20 protein-coding genes are annotated in these 25493 nt (G+C 47.1%); 7 read left to right on the top strand and 13 right to left on the bottom strand.

Annotation, left to right across the window (positions count from 1 at the left end; all coding sequences use genetic code 11):
* Positions 1-87: 87 nt before the first annotated feature.
* Complete coding sequence (locus U2F10_RS09745) at positions 88-231, bottom strand: hypothetical protein (protein ID WP_499871877.1); 144 nt, start codon at positions 229-231, stop codon at positions 88-90.
* 203 nt (positions 232-434) lie between these two features.
* Between U2F10_RS09745 and U2F10_RS09740 the strand changes: the two genes are divergently transcribed.
* The 3 genes from U2F10_RS09740 to U2F10_RS09730 all read left to right on the top strand — a co-directional run bounded on the left by U2F10_RS09740 (position 435) and on the right by U2F10_RS09730 (position 6322).
* Positions 435-1028, top strand: coding sequence for a LysE family translocator (locus U2F10_RS09740; protein ID WP_348918533.1), 594 nt, complete (start codon positions 435-437; stop codon positions 1026-1028).
* 249 nt (positions 1029-1277) lie between these two features.
* Positions 1278-4580: a DUF4347 domain-containing protein gene (locus U2F10_RS09735; protein ID WP_499871875.1), complete on the top strand. Its 3303-nt coding sequence runs from the start codon at positions 1278-1280 to the stop codon at positions 4578-4580.
* A 56-nt stretch (positions 4581-4636) separates the two neighbouring features.
* Positions 4637-6322 (top strand): ShlB/FhaC/HecB family hemolysin secretion/activation protein, encoded by a 1686-nt coding sequence (locus U2F10_RS09730; protein ID WP_499871873.1) that lies wholly within the window; start codon positions 4637-4639, stop codon positions 6320-6322.
* Between the two features lie 29 nt (positions 6323-6351).
* Here the strand turns inward: U2F10_RS09730 and U2F10_RS09725 are convergent, their stop codons facing one another.
* On the bottom strand, positions 6352-7455 hold the full coding sequence (locus U2F10_RS09725; RefSeq protein WP_499872348.1) for a TIGR03032 family protein: 1104 nt from the start codon (positions 7453-7455) through the stop codon (positions 6352-6354).
* A gap of 219 nt (positions 7456-7674) precedes the next feature.
* Here U2F10_RS09725 and U2F10_RS09720 point away from each other — a divergent pair, with 219 nt between their 5' ends.
* On the top strand, positions 7675-8784 hold the full coding sequence (locus U2F10_RS09720) for a hypothetical protein (protein WP_499871872.1): 1110 nt from the start codon (positions 7675-7677) through the stop codon (positions 8782-8784).
* Positions 8785-9044: 260 nt separating this feature from the next.
* Here the strand turns inward: U2F10_RS09720 and U2F10_RS09715 are convergent, their stop codons facing one another.
* Positions 9045-9914 carry a DMT family transporter gene (locus U2F10_RS09715; protein WP_163669540.1) on the bottom strand — a complete coding sequence of 290 codons (870 nt, stop codon included), beginning with the start codon at positions 9912-9914 and terminating at the stop codon, positions 9045-9047.
* Positions 9911-10762, bottom strand: a complete 852-nt coding sequence (locus U2F10_RS09710; protein WP_250565146.1) for a methylated-DNA--[protein]-cysteine S-methyltransferase — start codon at positions 10760-10762, stop codon at positions 9911-9913. The genes U2F10_RS09715 and U2F10_RS09710 overlap by 4 nt, the downstream gene beginning before the upstream one ends.
* 439 nt (positions 10763-11201) lie before the next feature.
* Here U2F10_RS09710 and U2F10_RS09705 point away from each other — a divergent pair, with 439 nt between their 5' ends.
* Entirely contained in the window at positions 11202-11645 is a 444-nt protein-coding gene (locus U2F10_RS09705; protein ID WP_163669536.1) for a hypothetical protein, read from the top strand.
* A 2-nt stretch (positions 11646-11647) separates the two neighbouring features.
* Entirely contained in the window at positions 11648-12451 is an 804-nt protein-coding gene (locus tag U2F10_RS09700) for a hypothetical protein (RefSeq protein ID WP_163669534.1), read from the top strand.
* Positions 12452-13001: 550 nt separating this feature from the next.
* On the opposite strand, the gene U2F10_RS09695 is transcribed toward U2F10_RS09700, so the two are convergent.
* The 3 genes from U2F10_RS09695 to U2F10_RS09685 form a co-directional block, all read right to left on the bottom strand.
* Positions 13002-13256, bottom strand: coding sequence for an AMP-binding enzyme (locus tag U2F10_RS09695; RefSeq protein WP_499871870.1), 255 nt, complete (start codon positions 13254-13256; stop codon positions 13002-13004).
* 212 nt (positions 13257-13468) lie between these two features.
* Positions 13469-14284, bottom strand: coding sequence for an SDR family NAD(P)-dependent oxidoreductase (locus U2F10_RS09690; protein ID WP_163669529.1), 816 nt, complete (start codon positions 14282-14284; stop codon positions 13469-13471).
* Between the two features lie 91 nt (positions 14285-14375).
* Entirely contained in the window at positions 14376-15944 is a 1569-nt protein-coding gene (locus U2F10_RS09685) for a phytoene desaturase family protein (protein ID WP_499871869.1), read from the bottom strand.
* Between the two features lie 768 nt (positions 15945-16712).
* Here U2F10_RS09685 and rbp point away from each other — a divergent pair.
* Positions 16713-16958 carry an RNA-binding regulator gene (gene rbp / locus U2F10_RS09680; protein WP_163669526.1) on the top strand — a complete coding sequence of 82 codons (246 nt, stop codon included), beginning with the start codon at positions 16713-16715 and terminating at the stop codon, positions 16956-16958.
* 180 nt (positions 16959-17138) lie between these two features.
* Here rbp and U2F10_RS09675 read toward each other — a convergent pair whose 3' ends face one another.
* The 6 genes from U2F10_RS09675 to U2F10_RS09650 form a co-directional block, all read right to left on the bottom strand.
* Positions 17139-17474, bottom strand: a complete 336-nt coding sequence (locus tag U2F10_RS09675) for a hypothetical protein (RefSeq protein WP_499871868.1) — start codon at positions 17472-17474, stop codon at positions 17139-17141.
* A 103-nt stretch (positions 17475-17577) separates the two neighbouring features.
* Positions 17578-19023, bottom strand: coding sequence for a WD40 repeat domain-containing protein (locus U2F10_RS09670; protein ID WP_499871867.1), 1446 nt, complete (start codon positions 19021-19023; stop codon positions 17578-17580).
* Positions 18936-21638, bottom strand: a complete 2703-nt coding sequence (locus tag U2F10_RS09665; RefSeq protein ID WP_499871865.1) for a toll/interleukin-1 receptor domain-containing protein — start codon at positions 21636-21638, stop codon at positions 18936-18938. The genes U2F10_RS09670 and U2F10_RS09665 overlap by 88 nt, the downstream gene beginning before the upstream one ends.
* Positions 21639-21804: 166 nt before the next feature.
* Positions 21805-22263 carry a DUF2141 domain-containing protein gene (locus U2F10_RS09660; RefSeq protein WP_163669520.1) on the bottom strand — a complete coding sequence of 153 codons (459 nt, stop codon included), beginning with the start codon at positions 22261-22263 and terminating at the stop codon, positions 21805-21807.
* Positions 22264-22388: 125 nt separating this feature from the next.
* The gene (locus U2F10_RS09655; RefSeq protein WP_499871864.1) at positions 22389-22610 is read right to left on the bottom strand and encodes a hypothetical protein; all 222 of its coding nucleotides are present in this window, start codon (positions 22608-22610) and stop codon (positions 22389-22391) included.
* 64 nt (positions 22611-22674) lie between these two features.
* Positions 22675-25224 carry a sensor domain-containing protein gene (locus tag U2F10_RS09650; RefSeq protein WP_499871863.1) on the bottom strand — a complete coding sequence of 850 codons (2550 nt, stop codon included), beginning with the start codon at positions 25222-25224 and terminating at the stop codon, positions 22675-22677.
* Between the last annotated feature and the right edge of the window lie 269 nt (positions 25225-25493).

Below are 25493 nucleotides of genomic sequence, written 5' to 3'. Positions count from 1 at the left end.
AACACAGCCACCCAAAAAGCCGGGTTCACGCCCCGGCTTTTTGGGTTTAATCGTCTGGGTTTTGTGCTTAGTGGTGCAGGTACTCGATCAAACGTTTAGGATATAGAGTCGCAGTGCCTTGCCTGCACTATCAGAGAACAGAGAAAAGCTGCAATTGTGCTTGGGGACAATTATGTTGTCGTTGTCGTTGTCGTCGTTGTCGTCAATACCCATGTCCAAATTAGTGCTCATTTTGGACTGCTTAAATCTCTCAATTAACTGTCTGAAATAACTGGGCCAAATCCTCTCAAACTGCATGAGAATGGTGTGATTCTTGTCGAGAAAATTCGCATCACATTGGAGTGGTTTTTAGAGATTAGTTATATTGTTAGTATTAAGATATCGTTCGGGATTCCCTTGCAATGAGCCTTATAGAGGTCACTACGCTTTTTACAATGATGGCTGCTTTAGCAGCTTTGCCAAGTGCAAGTGTTGCATTGGTTGTTACGCGTGCAGCAACTTTGGGCGTTAAAAGTGGGATTGCTGTGGCTATGGGTATAGTTTGCGGCGATCTTGTATTTGTGGCCCTGGCAATCCTAGGTCTGTCTGTTGTTGCTGAAACAATGGGTGGTTTTTTTATACTTGTCAAAGTGTTGGGCGGCATGTATCTGATTTGGCTCGGAATATCACTGTGGCGATCCAATGATGAACCTGTTGACATCGCAACGTGTAGTATAGGTAATGCCAAGCGGGGGCTGACAACAAGCTTTGTCTCAGGCTTTATCTTAACCTTGGGAGATGTCAAAGCAATTTTCTTCTATGCCAGCCTATTACCTATGTTTGAAGATCTATCAACGTTAGCAGTCTTTGATCTGATAACTATCGTGTCAATAATAGTTTTTGGAGTTGGTGGCGTAAAGATTTTATATGCTGTGTTTGCTACCCATGTTGCACGTTTTCTGGAACGAAGGAAACTTCAAAAAGTGTCAAAAAAGGTTGCAGGTGGTTTAATGATTGGAGCTGGTAGCTACCTTATAGTCAGGACCTGACACACCCTAGTGATTCCTTATGATGCTGGGGTACATAGCTGGAAGTGGTACGTTAGGGAAACTTTATTGAGAGTTGTTCGAGATTTTAGTCACCGTAAAATCTCTGAGGTTAGTAATCTAAAAAAATGGAATAGTCTGGTAGAAAACCTGATTAAGTCTGGTGTTTAGTCTTTTAGTCTAACAACAGTTTCCTCAGAAAAATCTACAGATACAGTCAGATTATTTCTTGGTAAGAATATATTTTCAACCATGCTAGCTTTAAAGTCCGTGCTCTCCAGCCGTATTCTATTAATTCCGTTCCTGGGTGTTTTATTTCATCTGCCACCTGCCCAAGCCCAATCAATTACAGCGGATAGTAATGGAGCGCAAACCATTGTCACAGTAGATGGCAATCAATACAATATCAACGGTGGTAGCCTATCAGGAGATGGAGCCAACCTGTTCCATAGCTTTGAGCAGTTTGGATTAAGCTCAGGAGAAATAGCCAACTTTCTCAGTAATCAAAATATTCAAAACATTCTCGGGCGCGTAGTTGGCAGTGACCCGTCAGTTATTAACGGCCTCATACAAGTTAGTAACAGCAGCGCCAACCTGTATCTAATCAATCCAGCCGGAGTCATCTTTGGCGCTGATGCCACCTTAAACGTGCCAGCAGATTTTATGGTGACTACCGCCGATGGTGTTGCCATAGACGATGTTTGGTTCAATGCCATCGGTGAAAATGACTATGCTAGCTTAATCGGTAATCCCCATAGCCTGTTGTTTGGCAGCAGCCCCGGTAGTATTGTTAACGCAGGAAACTTAGCAGTCAGTGACGGCAACAATCTTAGCCTCATTGGTGGCACCGTCGTCAATACTGGCACTCTCTCAGGCAACCACGTCACTATGGCCGCTATACCGGGTCAGCGACGGGTACGGATTGATCATCCGCAGCTGCTACTGAGTCTGGAGATGCCAGCAGCAGCTGAAAATGCGACTGAATTAGCTGATGCAAGTTCTCTTTCAGATCTTTTGACTGGAGGAGACGTTACCGTTGCGACTGGCGTAGACGTAGATGATGCTGGACGGATCTGGTTATTAAATACATCCGTTAATCCAGGCGATGTGGTTGTCGCTGGAACAGTATCTGGTAACCAAGTGCAGCTAGCCGCTGCTAATCAAGTCTTGGTTCTCGAAGATCCCACTCAAACAATTCGCACCCACGGTGGTCAACACAGCGCTCCAATTATCACCCGATTTAGTGAAAACGGCACCAATGCTAATGAGCTAGTCTTTCTGGATGAGATCGCACCCGATTACACCCAACTGCTTTATGGAGCCAAGGCCGGGACCACTACGGTAGTCGTGCCCACTAGTGAAAATGGCATTGATCGCGTCACCGAGATTCTCAGCCAAGTAGGAGCGACAGATGTTATTGATGCCATCCATATTGTCTCGGAGGGCAATGAAGGAGAATTTTGGCTAGGTAATGCCTATATCAGTGATGAGACTCTGGAACAATATAGAAGCCAGTTACAACAGTGGGGCGGGTTAATCGGTGCCGAAGCTGATATCTTGATCTACGCTTGCTTAACAGCACGGGGGGAACGTGGACTGGCACTACTGGATCAAATTGCTGGATTAACCGGCGTCGATGTTGCTGGCAGCACAGATTTAACCGGCAGTATCAGTCGCAATGGTAACTGGATTTTGGAACATTCAGTCGGCAATATTACCACCGAGAATGCCTTTGAGCAGACTACCCTAACCAATTATGACGGACTGTTACAGGTCCTTACGGCAACTGATGCAGCTAGTTTGATCGCCGCTATTAATACCGCCAATGGTAATGCGGAAACAGATACCATTAATCTGGCCGAAGATATTACCCTAACTGCAGTCGATAATGTGACTGATGGGCCAAACGGTTTACCCTCAGTAACTGCAACAGAAAAACTGACCATTAACGGTATGGGCAATACCCTTGCCCGGGATGACAGTGCACCAAATTTCCGACTCATGCATGTTGCCTTGGGGGCTGAGTTGGAGGTGAATGAAACCACCCTTTCCGGCGGGAATGCCGACACTGGCAGCATAATCATCCTTTTACCCGCAGACAGTGGCGGAGCCATCTTCAATCGAGGCACGCTGACCGTGAACGATAGCACCATTTCTGGCAATTCGGCCCTGAACGATGGCGGTGGCATTTACAGCACAGCTAATATGACCAATGCCGCAACGGTGGACATTAACCGTAGCACCATCTCTGGTAATACAGCCGGGGACAATGGGGGTGGCGTTGCCAACTCTGTCTTTGTGGGTGGTGGTGGTCCACTTCCCAATGCCTCAGTCGTGAACATTACCGATAGCCTCATTACGGGCAATTTGGCCAATGATGGGGGTGGGGTTTCCAACTTTGGACAAAATGGTGACAATGGTTCTGTGATGAACATCCGCAATAGCACGATTTCTGGTAATACAGCTAACTTTACGGGTGGGGGTGTTTACAACCGAGGCCAGAGTTCTCTCTTTGGCTCAACCATCATCCTCACCAACAGCACTGTTACCCAAAATGAAGTAACCAATGTAGCTGGTCTAGGGGGCGGTATCTTCAGCACTGGCTTTTTTGCTGTCAATTCAGGCAGGTTAATCGTAGGTAACAGCATCATTGCCCAGAATACAGCCTCCACAGAACCGGATGTACACCAAGCTAATCCCGTTGCTAATGCCCCAATTGTTGACCAAGGTAATAATCTGATTGGCATTGATTCCCAGACACTCTTTACCACCAGTACCCTGGTCGGTAGTGACGCCGCTCCAGTCGATCCAGAGCTGCTGCCCCTCGGTGACTACGGCGGTCCCACCCAAACCCATGCTTTCTATCTTGGCAGTCCGGTGCGTGATACGGGCAGCAATGCCCTAGCCACAGCGGCAAGTCTCACCACAGACCAACGGGGGGCTAATCGCTTCAATGACCTAGTAGATATTGGAGCGTTTGAATCTCAGGGTTACGGCCTGACGGTGGTGACCGGAGATGGCCAAAGTACCCTGGTGAACGAATCTTTTGACACAGTTCTGGCAGTTCAAGTCACAGAAAACTTTGTCAATTCGGCGCTACCGATTCCTGATGTCAACGTCACCTTTACGGCAAATCCTGGCAGTAGTGGAGCCAGCGCCAGTCCAGATAGCAGTGTCACGACCGATGCCACGGGATTGGCCACCGCTACCAGTCTGCTAACGGCAAATGAAACCGGCGGTGATTTTACCGTGACTGCTGATGCTGCAATGTTAGACTCTGCCACGTTTAACCTGACCAATACGGCACCGGAACCAGAACCAGAGCCGGAACCAGAACCAGAGCCGGAACCAGAACCAGAGCCGGAACCGACACTACCATCTAACCTTTTAGAACTGTGGATAGATCTGCAAGCAACGCGGCTACTCTCCGATCCCATTTGTGCGACAGTCCCTGATGTGGACATTGTCGTGGACATACCAGATCTAGACTCTCCAGCTATCTCCAATGAAAAGAGTCCAACTACATCAGAAACAGATTGCCAGTTGCATTACTAGGGAAGAAGATATCCTCCTTGTCTTTTTCATTGATTAATGTCATTAGGTTCCTATCTATGCAACAAACTATTCCAAAAATAACGCTTCTGCTTTCCATTCTTTGTGTATCACCAGCCCTTGCCCAACGTCCTGACCCCAACCAAGATCGCCTACCCCAATCCCTACCCAATCCTGAAGAAGCGATTCCATCTGAAACAACTCCTGAGATTACTCCACCTGAATCTCCCATAGAGCTGCCAATACCAGATGAGGATGTGGTTATTTCTGTTAACCAAATTGAGGTGTCAGGCAGTACTGTCTTTGGGTCGGAAGAGTTTGATCCACTGGTTCAGCCTCTAGAAGGGCGAGACGTTTCTTTAGCAGAGCTACAGACCTTAGCTGATGCCATTACCCGCCTTTACTTTGATCAGGGCTATTTAACCTCGCGGGCGATTCTGCCAGAACAGGATATTACTGAAGGGTCTATTCTCATTCAAGTAATTGAGGGTAGTATTGGTCAGATTCAAATTGAAGGCAATCAACAAACTCAAACCCGTTATCTAGAGCAGCGCCTTGGTCTGGGCACCGAGACCCCTGTTCAACTGGGGGCGATAGAAGATCAGCTCAGGTTACTACAACTCAATCCCCTATTTGACTCCGTAGAGGGTACCCTGCTTCCTGGAGAGGATCTGGGAGAAAGTGTTCTGGCAGTTACCGTGGATGAGGCAAAACCGTTTAATGCGGATCTCTCCATCGATAACTATTCACCTCCCAGTGTGGGGGATGTACGCATGGGTATCGGTCTAAGTTACCGCAACCTGACCGGTTGGGGAGACCAGATTTCCTTGGCCTATCATCGTTCCACCACTGGGGGGTCTAACCTGTACGATATCGGCTATCGAATTCCGTTAAATGCCATGGACGGAACGCTGCAGCTACGGACGCTGATTAGCGATAGCACCCAAACCTTGACCAGTCTGGATGTCAGCGGTGACTCTGAGTTTTATGAAGTTAATTTTCGCCAACCCCTCGTGCGTACACCACGGGAAGAATTTGCGCTCTCTTTAGGATTTGCCTATCGTGAAGGCCAAACCTTTCTGTTCGGTTCTCCTTTTCCCTTTGGCAGCGGCCCGGATGCCAATGGCATTAGTCGTACCAGTGTGATTAAATTTGGTCAGGATTATATCCGGCGAGATCCCTCTGGCGCGTGGGCATTTCAATCTCAATTCAGCCTGGGTACTGGCCTCTTCAACGCGACCAATAATGGCTCCCCCACTCCCGATAGTCAATTTCTCAGTTGGCTAGGACAAGCTCAGCGGGTTCAACGACTAGATAAAAACAATTTGCTGATTATACAAGCCAGCGGTCAACTAGCCTCTGATAGTTTACTGGCCTCAGAACAATTTGTTATTGGGGGTGGTCAGTCCCTACGGGGATATCGTCAAAATGTTCGTTCTGGGGATAATGGTTTCCGTCTGTCAGTGGAAGACCGAATTACCGTGCTCCGCGATCAAGACACTCAATCATCCATCCTCCAAATCATGCCATTCCTGGATATGGGATATGTATGGAATCAAAACGGCAATCCCAATGTACAACCCTCTCAGCGTTTTTTGGTGGGAGCAGGTCTCGGCGTTGCCTACCAACCCTTGGAGGGGCTTAGCCTGCAGCTGGATTATGGATTACCGTTAGTCGACTTGAATGATCGGGGTGACAATGTCCAGGATGATGGCTTTTACTTCACTGTGAACTATCATTATTAACCTTGTTGCAATTGATCTTGGCATACAGGTCAACGTTTTTGATGCTCGGCTGATGCAGTTGTAACATTGACTTCTGCAAGGGCTTCATCAGGCAAAACAAATGAGTTTCGCAACAATGTCTCATCCCAGGCAATCACCTCAGGGAAACAAATCCCTGGTAGTATAGAAACACCAAAGATTTCCTGAACAGCATCCTCAAATCTCAAAAAAGCCAAAATCGTGGCAGTTTCTATATTAACAACCCAAACACCACAGTTCCTTTCTTGCAACCGTTCAGTAATGGGGAGTCCACTAAATACGGCAGTTTCTCTTACCTGTGATAGCCCTACAAAAGCTAGTGGCCCCCAGAAATCTAGCCCTCTAGTAAATCCAGGCAATTGCACAACCGCATTTAATTGTCCCGTTTCTAGATCGACTGTTGATAAACTTCCCTGACCCGATTCTAAAACCCATAGCTGATCACGATACCATCGGGGAGAATGGGGCATTGAGATGTTTTGTGCTAACAGCTGATTGGTGGTAGTTTCCATCAAAATGCCGCCATGGGCTTTATGCTCACGCCAACCATTAGCCGTATCTGTGGATGCCAGGGCTGTCACATAACGTGGTTGATGATCACGTATCCCTAATCCATTTAAATGACAGCGATCATTAATATCATAGGCACTGACAAATGGTGGTCGCCAGCGGGGCATAAAACTGTTTTTCCGATCCAGAGTACATAAACAAGAAAATCGAGTATTGATAAACCACAGTTCATCACCAATATAGGCCATTTCATGAATGTCAATATCGCCTGTTATATGGCTGTTGCGAGGTAGATAACAGGCATCATGTTTATTAGGCGGATCAAGGGTCTGACCCACTGCTGGAACATTACGAAATTCCCAAATTTGATAGCTTGTTCCTAGGGCTATTTTCTCAGGATCGGCAGTCAAACCCATGGGTTGATCAAAAACGCGAAAATGGGTATTTACCACATTGCCATCGGCACGAACCACAATCAGTTTGCCCGCTTGATAGGTAGATACTACCAGTGATATACCACATTGAGTCAGTATTTCCGTTAGATTTTGGGTGTGAACACTTCGCAAGGGCTTAAGAGACACGGTATCGGAAGAGTAAGATGCCATAGGCATAGGTGAGTTAGGAGATAGAAAAATCTCATCTCCTAACCATAGCGTGTTTGAACACTATCTGAAAAGAGTGAACTTATTTTTCAATGGAACTGGCGACAGCTCTAATATCTCGGTCAGAAGTCACACAAACTCGGTCATGATTTCGGTCATCCGATTGTTTTGATCAATGTAGATCACTTAGACCGCATTTATTTTCAAGGAGAAACAAGTCTTATGGCTAACTATAATGTAGGAGCATTACACGATCCGATCGTTAGTTACACCAACTATAGTCTTACCCAAGGCGACCCAACCGATGTCTTTCGATTCAGTGTCTTTGGTGGTTTTATGGGTAATCGCGAAATTGGCATTCGCTTACATGATATTAGTGTCGGTGACGATGCTAATCTATCGCTGTTTCAAGACATAAATAATAACGGTTTGATTGATCCTGCCGACATATTTTTAAGCTTTGCTGTATCTGACAATAATGTCGATGAAACTATTAGCTTTAATGCTTCAGCTGGTATTAATTACTTGCTTCAAGTAAATCGTGTAAATGATAGCGTTGGCAGTGTCAGCTATGACCTGGATCTACAGGCCACCCACAGTGCTGGTACACTCGGAGGATCGGTTAAAAGCTACAGCGGTGGTTATCTCAGTAACACTAATCCAAAAGATGTTATTGAGTTTACGACAAATCACCCTTTTCAGAGAAACATCAACGTAGCCGTTGACAACATTACCAATGGCGGCAATGTTAGTTTACGAATGTACAGAGACAATGGCAATGGTGTTTTTGATGCGGCAGATACCCTTGTAGCTGGGGAGTTGTACTCTTCGGGTGAAAATAGTCTGAACTACAGAGGAACTGCGGATACCTATTTTGTTGAGCTAGAGTACTTCAATAGTGATAGTACCTTCTTTGAGTATGACCTCAAGCTCTCTAGAAGCAATAGCAAGGCTAGCAATTTGCTTGTCGGTGAATTTGATGTTGGTGACCTTACAGGTTTTGGCTATAGTAACGACGGCGTGGTAGGCAATGGTTTCACCACTGATACGTATGAGTTTAGTTTGGGACTATACGAAGGGGTGGATATTACGCTGACAAATTTGACAGGTGAGGCCTATATGCGCCTGATCAAAGATAACAATAACAATGGCATTGTGGATTCTGGAGAGGTGATTGCTGCAGTAAGCTCTGCAGGCGTCCTTGACAAACACATCAACGATATAACCACGTCTGGAGATTATGCTCTGCAGGTTGTTATGGGACCTGGCGGCGGTAACGGCGGTGTTAACTATACTGTTGATCTCAATCACTTTACGACACCTTATCCTTAGGGCATACGGATAGGTTTAGAGCCGTAGTTTGAGATTACTCCGCTGCGGCTCCTAAAAAGACTTTAGTTGCCTGCCCATTTTCAAAAGAGACAATTATGCTACCATAGATCGAGCCAGCTACTAACTACTGATGGGGCTGAGTACCCCTGGTACTAATGCCGATACACAGTTGTTTCTCCTTGGCCTACCTCTCTCCGAAGATTCGTGGTGATGGGCTTTCCTCATAACTAACAGTTGGTTCTGCCAGGCCTTTGATAACTTTAGTGTGTCGTAGGGAACAGATCATTGGCAATAGCTGTTCCCAACAGCACCAGCCCACACCCCAAAATCATGGACGATGTTACGGCTTCTTGTAGGACAATGGCCCCCCACAGCATGGCAAACATGGGAATCAAATAGGTAACGGTCAGCGCCTTGGTGGAACCAATATTTTGAATCAGTCTGAAGTAGAGAATGTAGGCAAAGGCGGTAGATAATACAGCTAGGGCCAGAACAGCTAGGGCAACACCTGCAGATGGCACCTGCTGAGGAATCGTGAAGGGGAGGGCTGGAATGATTACCAAAGCGGCTCCCAGTTGACTGCCTGTAGTCACAACTAATGATGGAACACCAGCCAGGTTTTTCTTAATGTAGGGAGCTGCGATCGCGTACATCAATGCAGCGGATAATGCTGCAACTACGGCCACTAAAAAACTAGGGGTGGTGTCGACAGCTTTCCAACCGACGAGGATAACAACACCAATAAAGCCCAGCACAAATCCCACCTTGCGGGATGGTGTCAGTCTCTCGCTCAACCACACCGAGGCTACCACCGTTCCAAAGAGCGGGGCTGTCCCATTCAAAATAGACGTAAAGCCTGCGGGGAGCGATACGGACGCGAAGGCCAACAGCAAAAATGGAATTGCGGAATTGAGGCACCCAACGATCAACAGGGGCATCAGCTGACGACGCATTGTTCCCATAAGACGTAGCCGAGCCAGTACTGGTAACAGAACTAGGCCTGCCAGCAAAACACGAAACTCAATGAGCCAAACGGGTCCTAACACGGGCGCTGCAATCCGCATAAACAAAAATGAACCACCCCATAGGGCCGCCAGCAATAACAGTTCCAGAATATTTGATAGCTTCATGGCTGCACCTCTGCCTGACTAGCTTCCCAACCTAACAGTGCAGTCTTTCGGTCTAAGCCCCAACGATAGCCACCGATCTCTCCTGAACCACGAATCACTCGATGGCAAGGAATCAGATATCCCACCGGATTACGACCAACTGCATTGCCAATGGCCCGAGCTGCTGTGGGTTTGCCAATGGCCGTAGCTAAGCTCTGATAGGTGGTAAGCCCCCCAAACGGGATTTGTAATAGGGCACGCCACACTTGAATCTGAAAATTTGTGCCTTTGACATGGAGGGTTAAGGGAGACTGCTGATCAGATTGAAAGATGCGATCGCACATGATCTCAGTCTCGTTTTGATCGCTGATAATATCAGCCTTGGGCCATTCTGCTTGCAAGTGCTGTACAGCAGGGGACTCGTCTACATTATCGAGAAAGTGTAAATTGCAGATACCCCGATCAGTAATCGCGATCAAACAGCCGCCAAACGGTGTGTCATGAATGCCATAGCGAATCTGTAATCCTGCACCTGATGCTTTATATTCCCCCGGTGTCATCGCCTCCAATTGCACAAACAGATCATGTAAACGACCTGAACTTGACAAGCCTGACTCTAGCGTTAGTTCCAACAGGCTTTTAGTTTCAGCAATTTTAGATTTCGCATATTCAAGGGTGAGGTATTGCAAAAAACGTTTTGGACTAATACCAGCCCATTTTGTGAATAACCGTTGAAAATGATACTCACTAAGATTTACATGCCGAGCAATCGTGGCCAAACTCGGCTGCTCCAAATGATTTTCGCGAATGAATGTAATTGCTTTGGCTATTTGCCCATAGGTGTGCGCGCTATAATCCGTAGCCTTCATTAATAAACTCATGCTGTCGCCTTGATCATATGCTAGTTGCATTTCATCAAGGTATCGATAACAGCAGGGGCCTACCACCCGTTTCTTGCTAACTAGACTGACAATCCCATGGTTCGCTATTAAGATCTGGCATTACTATCTCACTATCCTATAAAAAAGAACCCACCCCATAGAAAGCCCACTGCAAGGCGAGGTAGATCCCAAAAACGCCAGTATAGAAACCAACAACGGCCAACGCTATTTTCCACAATTTCCACCCCCAAACTTTCCAAAACTTTACCAACACAAAAAAACTGTAAAGCGCCAGGAATTAAAGCATTTCTCCGTGGAATTACCCCTAACGCATCTACGACGGCCTCCGGGTACCCTAAAGTCGTTTGCCGCCTGGTGCACCAGGCTTTTATTTCTACCTCTAGCACTAAACAATTAGTGCTTAACCATGGCCACACTCAATATTCGTGGTCTTATTTTTCTTATGACTGCTGCTATTCCTGGCCACCTAATCAGTTACTTTTCCTTCGATTATGTGCCACAACCAAGATTGGGCTTTGCTAGTATTTTTATGGTCATCATCGATCTTGTCTATCGCGCCCGACAAGATAACTTAAACAAACAAATTCCTATGCAACCAATTGATATCCTACCACCTGAAATTGCATCACAGATACCAAATGAGACCATACCTTATATAACTGAAGACATGGCTCGACAAGTGGTCGATGCTCTCAGCAACAATCTATCTGTTTCTCCGGAAAGGCAAGCTAGGATTGATGCATTTGTGGAAGAGAAAAATGTTGAGTATGACGAGTGGTTACGAGAGAGAAGAGCAGAAGGCCTTCCTGACCCTGAGATACATGGAGTAGTGTTTGTTATTCCACAATAATAATGGTAAGCAGACTAACTTGCCTTGACGATATAATATTGGAGAATGGCTTAATTTCAGTTTCTAAGAACTGGGGTTTTTCTTCACCCGACTCACACAGGGAAGCCTATGTCTTTGAAACAGACTTTGATAGTGTGCTGTGTGCATTAGATAGCACTCTTGGTATTGAGCAGCATCTCTCAAATGTCTATGGTAAAACTGTTAGCTTATTCGACAGGAAATACGCGCTGCTTTACCGGCTCAAAGGATACAAGTACATCATTCTCGATATTGACCAGATTTGTCTGGAGCAGGCACTGGACATTAGGCTGCGCATTCTTTCAGAATTGCTTCCAGCAGCATCAGTAGCTAGATTTTTTACAGGAGAAGAGGCAGGATACGTTATTTATAGAAATGGAATACTAGAAAAGTGTTTTATTCCAGCTTTCTCAACTATAAAAGGCTATGAGGACCTCACAGGACGTGAACTTTGGGACTATTGGGGATACCTTGTTGAGGCTAGTGATGTAAGACGGCAAGAATGTGGAAGAGACGAAAATCCACCTATGACAAGCACATACTATCATGTAATTGATAGAATAGAAGATATTGATAGTTTTGTCATAAAGGAGGAAATTACGGCAGATAGACCTTATCCTAGAGGGCGCATAATGGATAGGCTGGGCATCTATATTCCAGAGTTTCTCCCTATGCGAGATTCGGAATCAAGTAACAACTATATGTTCGACTTCCTAGAAATGGGCAAAGACCCATTTGATAGGATTGATTGCTTATGGTTTTCCCAAAACGCATATCTCGACGGCTAAATAATAACATCAAAATTTTAAGCCTTATTGATGTTGTTACTCAGCTGACATAAACCACCAAGCCAGATGACTAAATTGGGCACAGTCAAACCAAGTTAAAAGGTATATCAAATCAACTATAGTTATAGCTTGAGAAGTAAAATTCTCTTTTATAAAATTCATATGAGTCCGAAAAAGAAAGATTTTAGTTAAAAGCCCGACTATTCCGATAGAAACTAGGTCATCTAGGAAAATATTATGCGCTTTAGTGTTTAGATGACCAGACGAATATATCGTGTTCTCGTATTGGCAGAATGCTTGGCTATTCCCAATATAAACAACTTCATAGGGTGAACAATATTTATCGGCTTCTGCTATCATCAGACCATCAAATCCCCATCCGAATAAAGGTCTTTTAAAGAGGGTTTTCGCGCTGGTATGGTGGGCGTGGTGGCGGCAGCACTGTCTTTATGCCCATATGGTTGTTTGGCATTATTACATTCGTCTGTGTGATAACAGGCCACGCTGACGTTTAAACTCACAACAACGCCTTCTTATCCAGCTTGCCCAACTACGTATACGGTAGCTCCTCCCGAAACTCAATCACTCCAGGTATCTGATACCGCGCAACCCTGGTTTTTAACCAATCACGCATAGCCGACACATCCAACCCACTGTCTGGCTTTATAACAATTACTGCCTTTAGCCGTTGACCAAACTCTTTATCTGGTATCCCCAGCACCGCTGCCGCCTCTATGTGCGGATGCTGTATTAAAACGGTTTCTAACTCAATCGGGTAAACATTCTCACCACCAGAGACAATCATGTCATCCACCCGACCACAGAGAAAAATATCTCCTTGGTCATCTCGATAGGCCAGATCGCCCGTCTCAATTAAAGTCTTACAATACGATGCGATCTGGTTTGCTTCGCTTCAGCTGCTTGTTGCTTGGCTGATAGGCCATCTGAGAAGCAGATAAAACAGGCCCACAGGCGTTAACAACCGAGTGCAATATAGCTTCCCTAGCAGCGTGCTCATCAGGTTCTTGATTTGCGTCTATGTCCGAGGATCACTTCCCAGGGCCAGCGACCGATTACGGATGCCAACTGTCCAGCCATCAACCACCATGGGGCATAGGTGCGCCTGCGGGAAATAATTGCTCGACAAATTAACTGCGCCACCTGCTCGGGCAGCATGGCAGGCATGTCGTTATATGCCTTGGTCGGTTTAATCATGCGTGTACGCACCAGCGGTAGATAAATGGATGTGGTACTGACACCCTGGGCATTTAATTCCAGAGCGACGCTGCGAAACCACTGGTCAAATGCCGTTTTTGAAGCTTGATAGGCCGCCCACTTAGGGGCAGGAATCAGCAGCACATTGACCGCAGAAATATTAATCACCTGTCCCTGCCGCGCCACTAGACCAGGAATCAGACCCAGCATCAGCTGCACCGGGCCAACGTAGTTCAGATTCATGGTGCGGGTAAAATCATGCATTCGATGGAGGGAGTCAAAAATAGAGCGATGGATGGATTTTCCGGCATTGCTGACAAAAACATCCACCCGGCCTGACAGCTGATGCAGTAATGCATCCACCTCAGCCGGATTTCGTAAATCGCAGGGTAGTACGTCCGCTCGCCCACCTTTTGCTTCAACCCGCTGTCTTACCTGCCTCAGTTTCTCAGCTGTGCGCGCCACCAGCAGCAGATGGGCACCCGTATCTGCCAGACTCTCTGCCAAACATTCACCAATGCTATAGCTTGCCCCCGTAATCAATCCAGTCTTGCCCGCCAGCCGTTGCTGTAGCTTGGCTCGACTAAATCCGAGAATTGGGAAAAAGAGAAGTCTCACGGCTCAATGATTTTTAAAAATCATCATAAAACTACAGAAAATGCCTGTTCCATAATGCATTTTCTGCAGTTAAAAAAATTGTTTTGAACTGTTATATTGAGACTTTTTCTGGAACGTTGGCAGGTGCTTGTTTGTGCTGGATTGTCCGACCTGTGATCAGCTCTACCACATCCATGCCGTTAATTATCACACCGGGTACGCTGGGATAACCGGCAGTGGCCCCCACCAGGAACAGGTTTGGCAGCTCTGTGGTATAGCCCATACGGTGCAGACCCACCTGTTTAGGAATCAGCTTAGCGCCATAAATATTGCCTTGGGGCTGGCCCAGGTAATACTCACTGGTGGTGGGTGTACCATACACTTTCATCCGAGCATAGCGATCCACATCAGGAATCAAGTCGCGTACGCTGTTCATAATCTGTTTATACAGCTCACGCTTTTTGGCTTTGTAGCCTGCTTTATCGTATTTATGTAACTCTCCAAACGGCTGATAGGGACAGACAGTGGCAATTTCTAAAACATGATGTCCCGCTGGAGCCATCCCAGGTTCACTGGATTTTAGGGTGGGGCAAGAGAGAAAGATCCAGGGATGACTGAGATCGCCAGCGAGTTGTTTCTGATATTCCTGGTTTAAATTGCCGGTGGGGTAATACCAAATATTCCAGTTACCCAGACCATAGCGCTCTGGTTCAAAGCGGTCATCTAAGCCCAGATAGAGGTTAAAGGCACTGGCAGAATAATCATAGCCGGTCAGACGTTTGGTTTCTTGCTTACTGAGCACGCCAGGAATGTGCATTAGCTCCACCGTTAGCTTCGGGTCTAGATCGCTGATGTAGGCCTTTTCCGCATGGTAAATGTCTCCGTTGGCCGTAATCAGCTGCTGCACTCGATGCTCGCTGACCTCAATATGTTCTACGGGGGTGGATAGCTGCACCACCCCACCCCCAGCGGTGATGGCTTCTACGATGGTATCGACAAAATGTTTGAAGTGATGTTTGGGATAATAAGCCCCTTCTGCATAATCTGACACTAGAGAGGTGTGGGTCATCAAGGCAATTTCGTTGGGGGGTAGGGCATAATCACCGCTTTGGCCTGCCAACAGATTCTGTAGTTTGGGGGACAGCCCCACATGGTTGTACAAATCTTGCAGGGTCCAGTTACGCTTACTGTAGAGGTTCCAGTATTTGGGCAGCTTTAACCAGTCAGACCACTTGCGGTCATACCAGTTAATTTCGTTGGTCAGGCCGCGAATTTCTGTGTGCAGCTGGTGAATCTCATTACAGTAGCGGTTAATGGCCGTTTGCTCATCTGGAAACGTAGCGAGAAGACGCGATCGCAACGCCTCCCAATCCAACGGAATCTTAAAATCCACCTCCGGCGTAATCACCCGATCAATACCTTCTGGATCCAGCGAATTAAACTCCACGGGCCGCTCAATGTAGCTAAGAAACTGACCAATGGCCTGATCCGGCGCACACTGAGAAATGTAATGCACGTCTGCACAGAATCGATAATCGCCAAAATCAAAGGTGTGACAACATCCCCCTGGCAAATAGTGTTTTTCTAAAACAGCCACCCTATGGCCCTGACGTGTTAAACAAGCTGCCGCAGAAAGCCCTCCTAAGCCAGCGCCCAAAACAATGTAATCAAAGCTTTCCATAATTATCTCCCAAGCGTATGTTATTCAGTTTTTTTAACGTAGGGGCTGACCTTGTGCCTGTGGGCGTTCCATGAAATGCCTCTGTACAGCCATGACTTAGGACCTTATAAAACCCTCATCCCTAAATCAGGTCACAACAGCCTTAAGTTCTCTCTTTTTTCTTACAAAGAGAACTTACTAATCAATCAGCTGCCCAATACCTATATTGTTATCGAAATTTTAGGTATTGGTTTCACTCCCTACACATTTCCTCACTAACGAGAGCGGTAATGACCAAAGGTTTAACAACTAGGGTAAGGAATATCTGTACGAGGAAGCATTGTTAACTTTAAGGGAATGTATTGTAGCTGAGAATACCTTTCCAAGAGCTTTGGAGTGATGAATAAATTGACGATTTCCCAGTAGGCCTATGCTTCTGGCTAGCTAATCAACAACCTGGCAACATCACACATTAAAGTGCCATTAGGAGAGGGAACTAAGCTGCTAAGGCTACTTAAAATAGGAACAAGTAAGCAAATATTAAATATTCGTTTCCTAGATAATTTCCCTAAAATCATTATAGATGAAGTATACCTAAGCCCGTGGGATGACAGAGTCATTTAACGACTGAGTCCGAATTCTCTTCAGATTTAAATTTTGCTGCATTTCCTCTATTATCCTGAATCCCGTGTTAGCGTTTTGCCTATGGCTTATTTTCGGTTATGCAATTCGTCTAACCAACGGTTCTCCGAATTTAAATCTGCACACGCTTACTATTGGAGAAGTTCGATGACGATTTATGTTGGTAATTTATCTTTTGACGTCACACAAGATGACTTAAATCAGACTTTTGCAGAGTACGGCACCGTGAAAAGTACCCATTTACCCACCGACAGGGAAACCGGTCGGAAGCGTGGATTTGCTTTTGTTGACATGGCAACAGAGGCAGAAGAGACGGCTGCTATTGAAGCACTGGATGGCGCTGAGTGGATGGGCCGTAATCTGAAAGTCAATAAGGCAAAACCCCGTAGATAATGCAGCTCATCCTGTTTGGCTGATTTATTGGCTAATGAGTACGAGCTAACGATTTCAACTACTTTAAGCGGCTCTAACTTAGCGGTTCAGGGCCGCTTAAAGTTGTATTGTATGTAATTGACTGTCGACTATTCCATAGGGTTGTGGAGAACGCAGGGGATATTCAGTGCTGACTCAACGCTAACGCCCGGTCGCAAACAACCGATAGCCAAACGCCATAGATGCCGTGGCAACAAAGAACTGCCAAAGACTGGTCGGGTTTAGAATGGCTCGACTACTCACGAAAATACAGACAATCCCACCAGCAACGAAAATCCAACCTAATTGCTTCATAACTCCCAATGGCATGAACACCAACAGGCAAATGCCAGCACACAGCAAGAAAATTGATGCATCAGCCGCAATGCCGCGCCAAAAGTAGGGATTCACATTGGTGGTGAAAAAGATGTTTCTGCCTAAGTAATAAATCCCTAGCAGCATCAGGACAAGGCCAATGAGTTGGACGAGTAATCTCATGTTGAGGAGGATGAATTTGTTGTTAGATACGGTGAGCTTAGCAGAGGTATGCAGGGGGTGAGGTGCGATCGCACGCCTAAAAAGCTCTTCACTAAGACAATTATTAGAACTGACACACGCTACTCACCGCATCCGCACTGGGCGAGCGAATGTCTGCATCGTCTGACGTTACAAGAGCATGCTCGCGAATGCGATCGCACCCCCACCCCACCCAATCTTGCAGGCTGCCCCCTTCCCAACGTCGCAGAAAGCCATCACTGTTGGCACTGAGGATCCATTGGCCATCGCCACTGAATAAAACCGTGCTGGCGGTGGCATTATGGCCTGTTAATGGATTGCCAATGGGCTTGCCGGTTAAATCCCATAGCCGTAGGGTCTGATCTCGGCTGGCGCTGACAATATAGTCACCATCAGGGCTAAAGGTAACGGCTATCACATCGCTAAGGTGACCTCTAAACGGCTCGTCTACCATAGGGCGACCGTTGCTGTCCCAGAGTCTGAGGGTGCGATCGCGACTGGCCGTGATAAACAGTTGGCCATCGGGACTAAAGGCAATGGCATTCACATCATCCGTATGTCCTTGGATGGGGTCGCCAATGGGGGTGCCCTCTAGATCCCACAGGCGAATGGTGCGGTCGTCGCTGCCGCTAATCAGCCGCTGGCCATCGGGGGTAAACACAACCGTATTCACCTTATCGGTGTGCCCTTCAATGGATTGCCCTACAGGATTTCCCTGCAGATCCCATAGGCGGATAGTGGTGTCGTCACTGGCGCTGGCCATCAGCGGTTGGGTGGGATGAATCGCGACTGCATTGACGGGTGCCTGGTGGGCGGTGAGGGTTGCAAGCCCATAGCCCTGACGATTCCAAAGTTTAACGACATTGTCTTCACCGCCACTGGCAAGGGTTTGGCCATCCTGGCTAATGGCCACCGATAGCACTGCGTCGGCATGTCCTTGAAACGTAAGGGCTTTGCCCCCGTTTGGCACCAGGTTAATCTTGCCGTCAGCCCCTGCCGTCACCAGGGTTTGGCCATCACCGCTAACTGCCATGGCATGCACCGCACCATCGTGCAGCTGGGTGGCCTGGCGCAACAGGACAGTTTGCATATCCCATAGCCGTAGTGTCTGATCTTCACCACCGCTAAGAATAGTGTTGCCATCGGGGCTAACGGCAACAGAATACACATAGTAATCGTGGCCAGTCAGGGGTGGTCCCACCGGCTGCCCATCTCGGCTCCACACCCGCACAGTGTTGTCGTCACCACCGCTAATCAACCATCGGCTATCGGGGCTAAAGGCCAGGGAGATGACATTATCGATGTGGCCCTCTAGCTGGTGCCGTAGATTGCCCTGACGATCCCATATCCGCACAATGTTATCGTTACCACCGCTAGCGATCAGGCTGCCATCGGGGCTAAATACCACCGACATAATGGTGCCGGTATGCCCTCGCAACGTTTTCAACAATTGCCCTTGAGGACTCCAAACGTGAAGCAGCCCATCTTCGCGACCGCTGACAATTTGTGTACGGTCCGGACTAAAGGCCACCGACCAGACCGTACTTTGGCCATCTGCCTGAAACGGTGGGTACAACAGTCGGCCTTGTCGATTCCATAACCTGACAGCCCCCCCTGATCACCACTGGCAATCCAGGCCCCATCTGTACTAAACGCAACGGTCTTCACATGTCCCCAATGTCCTGCCAGTGGGTTACCCAACGGGTTGCCCTGCAAATTCCATAGCCGTACCGTTTGATCAGAACTGGCACTGGCAATGGTTTCACCGTCTGGACTAAACGCTATGGACCAAATATCATCCGTATGGCCTGCAAAGGGTTGACCAATCACATTGCCGTCTTTGTCCCACAGTCGAATAACAGCATCGAAGCCGCCGCTGGCAATGATCTCCCCGTCTGGGCTATACACCGCTGACCAAACCGCATCTTGATGCCCTAGCAATCGGTTTTTTTCCACCGTCGCACCCATGGCATTTCGCAGGGTAGAGCGCACAGAAAGGCGCAGTCCGTTCAGGTGGGCGCGGCTTTTGCCAACCAACTTGAGAGAGTCCAACAGCCCTTCTACAGGTTTAGTAATCAGTAACCGGCTGGTCTCCGCTGCGTTCTCATCTAGCACCAAACGACTGTTGTTCCTAAAGGCAATGGCACTGGCTCCCGCTGCAATCACAAACAAAATACTCACACCTGCCAGTAGAGATTGGGTAATTCTCATACGTCGTTTTTCACGACGGGTTTCGGCTTTAGCGGCATTCTGACTGGCGGTGATAAAGCTCTGTTGCTCTGCTGTGACGGCAGGTTTTTTCTGCTTTTGTTGTGTGTCTTGCAGCCATTGGGTTGCGATCGCACTCTCCGCCCCCCGCAATAGCAAATCATGACTCTGCTCTTTTTGCTGCCATTCCAGGGCGCGCTGGAGCCATTTTGTATGACTCTGCACATGGTCACGGTCCGTATCCAGTGTGCGGATGAGGTGATTAAAATGGGTGGTGAAGTTGCCCCGTTGCTGGCTAAAATCTAGCCACTGAACCTGGGCAAGTTGGGGATGCAGGTCAGCGGTCTCTATAGGCTGATGCAAAATAGTCACAAACCGCTTGTTAAAGCGGGCTCCATGGTCCACCTCTAATTTGCAATAGGGTGAGTTGACGGACCGAGGGGACAAAATAAACAAAAAATTATCGGATACCTCAATGCCCTGGTAGATCTCTCGCTGAAAGTTGGCAGTACCTGCGGCAATACTCTCCTGGTCAAACCAGGTGGTTTTACCTTGGCTTTGCAAAGCGCCATTGATCTTACGGGCAATATCGGCATCGGCACTGGAATAGGAGATAAATACATCGATGGAAGACAGGGGTGGCTGGTCTAAACTGGCCTGGATAAAGTCATGGTGCAACGTCATTGCTGGCTGCACGGTTCGCCCAGTCGCTGTTTTTAACCAGGCCTCTGCATGGCTTAGATCATAGCCCCGCAGCAACACACTAGGATTCTCCTGTTGCCGTTTCCACTTTAAGGCTTTGGTCAAGAGAATTTTGTGCTGGTTATAATAAACCGCATCCTGGTTGAGGGTCTTAATCAACCCGTTTTCGTCCAGCTGATAATCATCTTGATTTAAGTTATCCGTTAAATCGATATATTGCAGTGAGGCCAGTTCCGGTGGGCTCTCAGCGGACCCCAGGGGCCTGACTAAAATAGGAATAATTCGCTTGTGAAGGGTCAGGGCATACTTCAATTCATACTGGCAATATTTGGACCGAAGAGAATCGGGCGACAGCAGATACACCATGGAATCAGCTTCTTCAATGCCCCGATCCACAGCCCGTTTAAAGGCCTCTCCTGTGGCGATATCCGTCTGATTACTCCAAACCGTAAACCCCTGACGTCGCAGCGATCGCCGAATGTTGTCCATAACGTTGGCATCCGCCTGGGCATAGGCCAAAAACACCTGAGTCATCATGTTGTTAGCATTTTTAATGCTTTCAGTAATGAACTCACAATGCAAGTCGGTGGGCTCACAGGGAGCCTGTTCGTTTTTAAACCGTTGTTTCAGCCAGGTTTCTGCTAGCTGTCGTTTTTCTCCTAATAGTAAAAACTCCGTTTGCTTTTGTTGTCGCTCCCACCCAAGGGCCTGATTTAAGAAGTGGGTGTGATTCTCCACATAGTCTTGATGACGATGGAAAATCTGATGGAGGTCCGTTAAAGATTTTTCAAACTCATCTTGCTCTGGCCGCATGTAAACCCAATTGATTTTACCAATCTGGGTGTTCATGTTGGGAAAGCTAGAATGCAGTCCCTTGGCCTGATAATCTTGCCATTGTGCATCGCCGCCGTGGGGATTTCGCTGTTGCCAGATTTCTCGATTAATCTGCTCTACGTGCAATATGGGGATAATCCGTTTTTGATGACGCAGGGCAATTTCAATTTCTTTACTACAATAGTCTGAGTTGACGGAGTGGGGTGAAATAATAAAGAGAAAATTATGGGATTTTTCAATGCCGCTATCGATCTGGTTCTGAAAATCTACGGCCAGGGGGATATCGTTAAAATCACACCAGATGCGATAGCCAGCATCCGTCAGCCGTTTACCCAAGTTGACAACAAATGCCTTACTGTCAGCACGACCATAAGAAATAAAGGCATCGTAAACGTCACTCATAACAGACTCTAAAATATCGAGTTACTGGTGGTGGTATACCCTGGGTGTATCATCACCAGGGTATATGCACTCAATATTTTATCTAAGCAAGCTGTTTGAATTCTTAGAATCTGCCTCACCCCCCCTTAAAATCAGGGGGATAAGTTTAATTTATCTAGAAGTTGCCTTAAAAATAGCTGAGTTCAACCTCGATCCTATTTTCTGCGCCTGCTACCAAAAACACAGCGTCTCCAAATTCAGGTGGCCCGGTTAGCGCTTCTGGGTTTCTGGAAAATCCAAACCCCTCGGCAGGCATGCCGACAAAGTTGCGGTTAAACTCATTGTCGTTGTTAGCATCATGGAAGACTGAAACCGCATAGCTACCAGGGGCCAGATTCTCAAAGGTGGCTACGGGGGGGGAGTCCTCTGTCAGCGTTAAACATAGGCTTTCCAGGGCCTCTTCTCGATCCCCAGGAAATCCATCGCTGCTATTAAAGAGGTTAAGGCAGACCTGTCCTTGGGGGGTATTGACACCACTGATCTCTACTGCCAGCTGGGTGTGCTCAAGTTGCCCATGGGCCGGATAGGCTAAGCTGCCCACCGTGGTCATCATCAGAACACCAGCTACAACATGGCGATTATGCATTTGTAACCTCCTAATGAACGTTTAGTTAGTGAGCCGATTAACTCTACTCATTCCCTATTGTGCTATCCGCATTCTAAAATCGGCTGCGTCTATTCTGCGAAGCTTTGGTAAACAATTGTCTGGAATTATTCAGGGGATAAAAAGCCCTGTCCCCAGATGGGATCATAGCTAGTGGTCAGATCTGAGGCTAAAAACACCTCTAACGATAGACCGTTTGCGATCGCACTTTCCGTCACACCCCTTACATCCATCAGCATTTGCCGATAGGCCTCTAGCTCAGCCCAAGGGGAAAGGGCACCATGACATCGATAAACGGATAGACCCCATTGAAAGCGATCCAGTCTCATGAATGTGACTCATTAACGATTTAGTTATATGTAGCACATTTAACAAAAAACAAATCAAAATTAATTATTCAGACGCATCCCTGGGAAAATGAGGCCGCTGGAAAGATTGCTCTTGAGCTAACAGATCGGTTGCTTCCTCCACCCCCATCGGTTCAGCACAATAGTCTCCTTGTACCGCATTACAACCTATTTCTTTTAGCCAATGCAGTTGTTGCCGTGTTTTTACACCTGCTGCAATCGTTGTCAATCCCAAAGACTGGCACATGGTAATGATTGACTCTGCAATAATCTGATTGACTCCGTTTAATTCCATTGAACTCACAAAGCCTTGGTCAATTTTGAGGGCTTTTACAGGTAGCTGATGCAAATGGCGTAGACAGGAGTATCCTGCTCCAAAATTATCAATAACAACGCCCACACCAAAGTGCTTGAGTTGATTCAGCAAAGGTTGGGTGGTTTCACAATCCTGCACCAGCATGCTTTCTGTTATTTCAATCATTAAACTGTTGTCTACAGGTCTATGGACGGCTAAAACTTTCTCAAGCTTGACCAGTAGCGATTCCTTGAGGTGTTCACCTAAAAAATTGATATTGATCCCTGGAGAATGTTCAGGAAAATGAGTTTGCCAGAGCACCAACTGCTGACAGGCTGTTCGCAACACCCATTCGTCAATAGGGGCAATCAGCCCAATCTCCTGGGCAATGTCAATAAATCGATCTGGCAACATTAGTCCCTCTTCAGGATGCTGCCAGCGGAGTAGGGCTTCAAAGGCTTCTATTTTTTGAGTTTTCAGATTAACAATGGGTTGATAGTAGAGTGAAAATTCTTCATTGTCCAATGCCCTGTGCAACTTGTTCTCAAGGTGCAGTCGCTGCACCACCTGTAGATGCATGGTGGAATCAAAGACAACATACTGCCCTCGCCCCCTACGCTTAGCGTCATACATGGCGACATCGGCATCGCGCAAAAGTTCAGAGGCTATGTAATGATGTTGTTGTCTGGATAGGGCAATACCAATACTTACCCCTGGAAATAACCGTTGGTTCGCAATGTTAAGCGGTGTTTGCAGCACTTCTAAAACGCGCTCTGCCACCATGGTGGCTTCTGCCAGGTCTCCAATCTCCTCTAGGAGAATGACAAATTCGTCGCCGCCCAAACGGGCGGCTAAATCTGTTTCTCGAATGACGCCCTTGAGTCTGGTGGAAATTGCCAACAGCAGCCTGTCTCCAACGGAGTGACCCAGGCTATCGTTGATGACCTTAAAGTTGTCTAGGTCTAAAAACATTACAGCCAGCTGGGTTTCATGGTGTCGCTTGACTCGTTTAAGGGCCAACTCTAAACGTTCCATCAACAGACTACGGTTGGGCAAGCCCGTTAGCGCATCGTGAAACGCATCATGTTTTAATTTCTCTTCTGCTTTGATGCGATCGCTAATATCCTGAATAACAGCCAACGTATGTTGAGGATTACCTTGGGCATCTTTTACAATGGATACTCCCGTATTGGACCAAAAAAAGCTACCGTTTTTTCTTAAATAGCGTTTTTCATGAAAAAGGTAAAGGACTTCATTGGTAAATAGCCTGTGGGCCATAACCTGACTCTGGTCTCGATCATCCGGATGGGTAATCTCGCTAATGGGTTTGGCCAGTAATTCTTCGCGAGAGTATCCCAGCATTTCACAGAAGCGGGGGTTGGCATCGACAAATTTGCCATCGAGCGTGCCATTGGCCAACCCAACAGCGGCTTGATTATAAATACTGCGATATCGTTCTTCACTGTCCCGTAGGGCCTTCTCAGTCTGGCAGCTCTGGGTAATATCGACGGCCATCGTAATGGCAATGCGTCGACCATCTGCCAGCTTTTCTAACGGTGCGGAGCTAAACTGCCAGATCCGCTGCTTGCCTTTGGCAATATTGATAGTTTGTGTGTCCTCATCTCCACGAGATGCCAGACTATAGTTCTTCGCAATGACAGTTTCGAGCATCTCAGTCGCCCTCTCACCATAGGCTAGCTGGGCCCATACTTGAGTAGTGGGCAGATCCTTCTGGGTAAATCCTGTCAGCTCAGTCCAAGTACCGTTGATATGCAGGACCTCACCGTCTTCGGCATGGATCATGATCGGAAATGGAGCCATTGCGATCGCACGGCGAAACCGTTGCTCACTCATCTGTAGACGGGCCTCTGCCTGTTTGCGATCGCTAATATTCTGCACCAGCATCAACACTTCATCTGCACTACAGGGAACAACCCTAACCTGCTCGATTTGTTTGTTGCCATCAATCAAAAGAGTGTGTTCATAGGTTTCAATCGATTGGGTTGCCAACGCCTTTTGCAAAGCCTCTAACCGTTTTTGAGCGATATCTGGCGGTAGCCGATCAGTGATATGGGTGCCTACCCAATTTTGTAGTTCACCGAGGACGGGAAAGTCGGGGGACGCTAAAAACTCAAGATAGATGCCATCGCGATTGATGCGCATGATCAAGTCAGGTAAGGCATTAATGAGGGCCCGATGGTGGGCTTCACTGGCCAGCAACTCGGCCTCAACCTGCTGGCGACGCTTAACCTCTTGGTTTAATCGATAGTTTTGTATGGCAACCACAATCAAACTGATCATCGAGCTGCCCAAAGCTAGCATCAGAACCGTTTGCTTTATTTCCAAATCAAGCTGTGATGTGAGCTTTGGCGAGCCAAGCCACTCTCCCAAAAAATAGAATTGTAATCCAATTGAACTACCCTCAAGCATACTCGTAGATTTCTAACTTTAGTACAGCGTTAAAAAGCCTCTGTACTCGAATACTGACGTTCTAATGGCTCTATTTGTGGCCTCTAATCGACTCTAAGAATATTAGAAACATTAGTGTTGATTCATAACCATTATCTTTT

Source organism: Leptothoe sp. EHU-05/26/07-4, from assembly GCF_043421015.1.
GTDB lineage: Bacteria > Cyanobacteriota > Cyanobacteriia > Phormidesmidales > Phormidesmidaceae > Leptothoe > Leptothoe turfae.
This window is presented reverse-complemented; position numbering and strand designations above follow the sequence as displayed.